Here is a 4,757-nt window from a genome sequence, read left to right as displayed (position 1 = left end):
AGCTCATAATCCGTCTGGATATGCTGGTCGCCCAGCCATTCGGTATGGTCGAGCGACAATCCGCTGCGGCCTTCGATCGGTGGATCAACCTGCTGCAGCGGCGAAGTTGATCTGAACTCGGCACGTGAATCCGAACGGCCGTCCAGACCGGCCGGTTCGCGGCCACTTGCCGGCTCAGGGGACAACCCCGACGCTGCGTTCGCCTCAACGACTTGCTGGTACTGCCGAAGCCGCTTGAAAGAGATAGTGTGTTTTCCCATGTCTTCGGTGAAGTCTTGGTAATCTTTTTTCAACGACCATTGCTGCTGATCACTGCCGTTGAGCCGGCTCGCTATGCTCTCCCTACCCCTGGTTTGCAGCCAATCACCAAACTTTCGTTGATTGCTGGCCAGTCTCCAGACGACTCTCCTCTGCGAAGTCGAGTCCGATCCGAGCTTGCTCAGCTCTTCGTTGGCGAAGCTATCAATAATGAGGGCGTCGTCGGGATAAGGATGATGCTGTTTCAACTGCGACTCAGCGCCTAGATACTGCCGCAGCCGATCGAAACTCACGCTTATTCTTTTTCCTTCAGCGTTGGTAAAGTTACTGTAATCGTCCTTTAACGACTGTTGCTGCTGATCACTGCCAGTCAAGCGACTGCCTATGCTCCCCCGACCCTTCTTTCGGAGCCAATCACTAAACCTCCGTTGATTACTGGCCAGATTCAAGACGACTTTCCTCTGCGAAGTCGAGTCCGATCCGAGCTTGCTCAAATGTTCGTTGGCTAGGTCATCAATGATGCGGGCGTCGTCGGGATAAGGATCATGCTGTTTCAACTGCGACTCGGCGCCTAGATACTGCCGCAGCCGATTGAAACTCACGACCACTTTTTTTCCTTCAGCCTTGGTAAATTTCCTAAAATCCTCCTGCAACGACCGTTGCTGCTCATCAGTACCGGTGAGTCGGCTGACCATGCTCTCCCTGCCCTCCCTTTTGAGCCAATCGCTAAATTTTCGTTGGTTACTGGCATTTTTCCGGGAAGTCGAGACCGGTCCGAGCTTACTCTGCTCTTCGTTGGCCAAGGCCTCAATAATGAGGGCGTCGTCGGGATAAGGATCATGCTGTTTCAACTGGGACTCGGCGCCTAGATACTGCCGCAGCCGATCAAAACCCACGTTTATTCTTCCTTCAGCCTTGGTAAAGCCCCTAAAATCGTCCTTCAACGACCCTTGCTGCTGATCACTGCCAGTCAGGCGACTGCTTATGCTCCCCCTACCATTCTTTTGGAGCCAATTACTAAACCTCCGTTGATTTATGGCCGTAATCCGGACAACATTCCTCTTGGAAGTCGAGTCCGATCCGAGCTTGCTCAGCTCTTCGTTGGCGCAGCCATCAATCATGAGGGCGTCGTCGGGATAAGGATTATGCTGTTTCAACTGGGACTCGGCGCCTAGATACTGCCGCAGCCGATCTAAACTCACGACCACTTTTCCCTCGGCCTCGGTAAAGGCCCTAAAATCGTCCTTCAACGACTGTTGCAGCTGATCAGTACCGGTGAGTCGGCTGACTATGCTCTCCCTGCCCTCCCTTTGGAGCCAAGCGCTAAATTTTCGTTGGTTACTGGCATTTTTCCGGGAAGTCGAGACCGGTCGGAGCTTACTCCGCTCTTCGTTGGCCAAGGCATCAATAATGAGGGCGTCGTCGGGATAGGGATCATGAATTCGGCGGCCCATCAGGCGCGGCCCAGGTCCAACGGCTTGGAGTTCTTGCCCCTCAGGCGCGAGCCTCCTGAAATGAGACAGTGCTGAGTTAAGACGCTTACGATCGTCCCCACCGTTTGCCCAGTAATCCGCGATATCACCGGCTAGCGAATCTGGATCGTTTAAAAGCCGAGAAGCCATCGAGTCTCTGTTTTCTGCTCGGAGCCAACGAGCGAACCTCCTAAGAATCCCTAAATTGTTCTCGACGGTAGCCTCGGGAACCCTTCCGTCCCCTCGGCCGACGCTACCGTCGGGTAGAATTTCGTAGTTTCGAACTGCTTCCGCGAACTGGTTGATGCGGGTCTCGTCATCAGGATGCATGTCTCGGTCGGCGGGGCGACCACGCTTGCGAACCTTGGTTGAGACCACGTAAGTCTCCGTTGCGGCATCGACGTCTTGCTGCCCGCGCAAGTCGCTCGGATCCTGTTCCAGGTCTCGGCTCTCTGAATAGTAGTCGTCGATCCAGGCGTCCGTCTCGAAAGCTCCGGTCACGCCTTCGATCCACCCACTTACTTCGCGAGAATCGTCATCGCGCGGCTGGTTCCGTCTTGGGTACATCGATGCCGGTCCTCCGGAAATTCAAATTTGGAACCTCGATCCTAATGCCTGCCAACCGCCGCCCAGCATGCTAAACCCAGATCCAATCATGCCCTCAAGGCATGGCCGAACACCATATGGCGACGGCCTGCCGACAATCGTCTGCACTCGACCATCAGGCCGGCACATGGCTTGAGGCTCGCCAGCTTGCCGCTTGCCATGCGGAGCCCGCTAAAATTGGCCTTCATTTAAGCAGTTCGAGTGATGTGTTGGACATGCAGCGTGAAGGGTGCCGTCAGAATTTCCGATTCCAACCAATCTTTCCGCCGGCCTTTCTGCCGCCTCAGGCAACGGAACCATTGCGGTGTAGCTGCTTGCAGAACCCGTTGCACGCCTGATAGTTATGCGACCTATGGGGCGGCGATCAGGATGAGACGCCGTATTGCCTCACCCAAGAGTGTTCCCGGAGAATAATGTCGTTGCCTCACTCGATGTTTTCGAATGCCTCACGGGTTGTTCCGATCGTATCCCCGCACCTGGTGCAGGTGACGGAGGTAGCGAAGCCGCTCGCGAGCGCGCCTCTCAATAGCGCTGTAGCGAGCGGGCGGCTTCGCGGGCGGTCATCATGTTTTCCGGTGGGGTCGGTTGTCGAAGGCCAACCTGGCGGTAAGAGCGCGGATGACGATCCTGTATTGTTCGGTAATGATCTCACTGCCCGACCTCTATACTTTCCGTCTGCCGCGCGGCATCGGCGAATGACCCCCCATGGCGGAACGTCGTCGATAGCTTTCAACGTTCATTTCGAATGATCGTTGCGTGATAAACAAGTCGGTCCACCGCGGCACCCGCCCGCAGGCATTAGAGTCTGTCAGCGCTAATCGGAATCGTGCGGAGATTCCCTTGCCTTTGATTTTGTGATTCAAGGTCATTGCTGGTGTGGAGGCCGGCAATGATGGTGCGACCTCTTTCTCTGGATTTGCGAACGCGCATTGCGACAGCGTTGAGTGATGGCATGACGGTTCGCGCCGCAGCGGAGCGGTTCGGCATATCGGCTGCGACAGCGGTGCGGATCGGACAACTCGATCGTTCAGGTAAAGGCCTGGTGCCGGCGAAGATCGGCGGCTATGTCAAACCGACACTGAGGGGTGCGGCCGCCGATGCAGTGCGTCAGCGGCTACAAGTCAAGTCCGACTGGACGGTGCGCGCACTGTCGGCGGACCTGAAGGCTGCGGGGATCAACGTGTCTCACGACACCGTCTGGCGCTTTCTGCGCAGCGAAGGCAAGACCTTCAAAAAAAACGATGGTGGCAAGCGAGCAAGACCGCCCGAAGGTGGCCCGGTTCCGGATGCGATGGAAGACCCATCAGCACCGGCTTGATCCGGACCGTCTCGTCTTCATCGACGAGACTTGGGTCAAGACCAACATGACGCGCACCTGCGGCTGGTGTCAGCGGGGAGAGCCCCTCATTGCAAAAGTCCCTCATGGTCATTGGAAGACACTGACCTTCCTGGCCGGCTTACGCCGCGATAGCATCGTTGCCCCCTTCGTCCTCGATGGTCCCATCAATGGCATCGCTTTTACCGCATGGGTTCGCCAATGTCTGGTCCCGACACTCAAATCCGGTGACATCGTCATCCTCGACAATCTGGGAAGCCACAAGGGAAAGCCGGCCCGCGATGCGATCCGAGATTCGGTGCACATCTCTTTTTCCTGCCGCCCTACAGCCCCGACCTCAATCCCATCGAGATGATGTTCGCAAAGCTCAAGACACTCGTCAGAAAGGCAGACGAACCAACCGTTGAAACTACATGGAGACGCATTGGAGAACTCCTGAAGGCGATCAGTCCCCAGGAGTGCTCCAACTACCTCAGACATGCAGGGTATGGTTCAGAATAACCCTGACAGACTCTAGTTGCAGGATACGGGGTCGGCATCGAGTACCCAACTCACACGTTGGCTCATGATCGCTGTATGAAATGCATCCGGCGCCATGGGCGGGTTTCGTCCTGGCCTGAAGCCATAGTAGAACCCGCAAAGGGTAGGCCGTCATCGACGGCACTAAGCACTTCAGCGACCGCGCCAGCATCCTTCGCCCCCGAGGCTCTTCCCGCATCCGTATCTGTCTACACTTCAGATGCGACAGCCGTCGCATCTTGGGATGCTGGCCAAACGTCAACGTTTTGAAGGAAGACTGGCGACGTGCACATTCGATGTCTCCCCCGGCACTGGGGATCGTCTCATCTGGGTTGGCGCGCTGCACGTGGCCGCGTAAAAACGGATTCTCCCTCAACGATTTGGTGTTTTTTCAAGAACCACTGGCATCTATTGCTCGATCCATCTCCACCCTATTGCAGGAAAAGGTAAATGTCGTTCTCCCTGCCTGATGGCCCCAGAGTGGCCGTGTAGGGCACACCATGGATAGTGATGCTGGTCTGGGGTTTGTCCGCGCTCGGCAGCAACTCAAGCCAGGACATTGCAAG

The 4,757-nt window shown here is 56.3% G+C and carries 1 protein-coding gene and 1 pseudogene; one reads left to right on the top strand and one right to left on the bottom strand.

The window, feature by feature from the left end:
* Positions 1-2,231: hypothetical protein (locus C4N04_RS31300; protein WP_245425688.1), on the bottom strand; the 2,231-nt coding region annotated here is incomplete at its 3' end.
* Between the two features lie 997 nt (positions 2,232-3,228).
* Between C4N04_RS31300 and C4N04_RS31290 the strand changes: the two are divergent.
* Positions 3,229-4,173, top strand: a pseudogene (locus tag C4N04_RS31290) (IS630 family transposase).
* Positions 4,174-4,757 lie beyond the last annotated feature (584 nt).

It is taken from the genome of Rhizobium sp. H4, from assembly GCF_003013335.1.
GTDB lineage: Bacteria > Pseudomonadota > Alphaproteobacteria > Rhizobiales > Rhizobiaceae > Rhizobium > Rhizobium sophoriradicis.
This window is presented reverse-complemented; position numbering and strand designations above follow the sequence as displayed.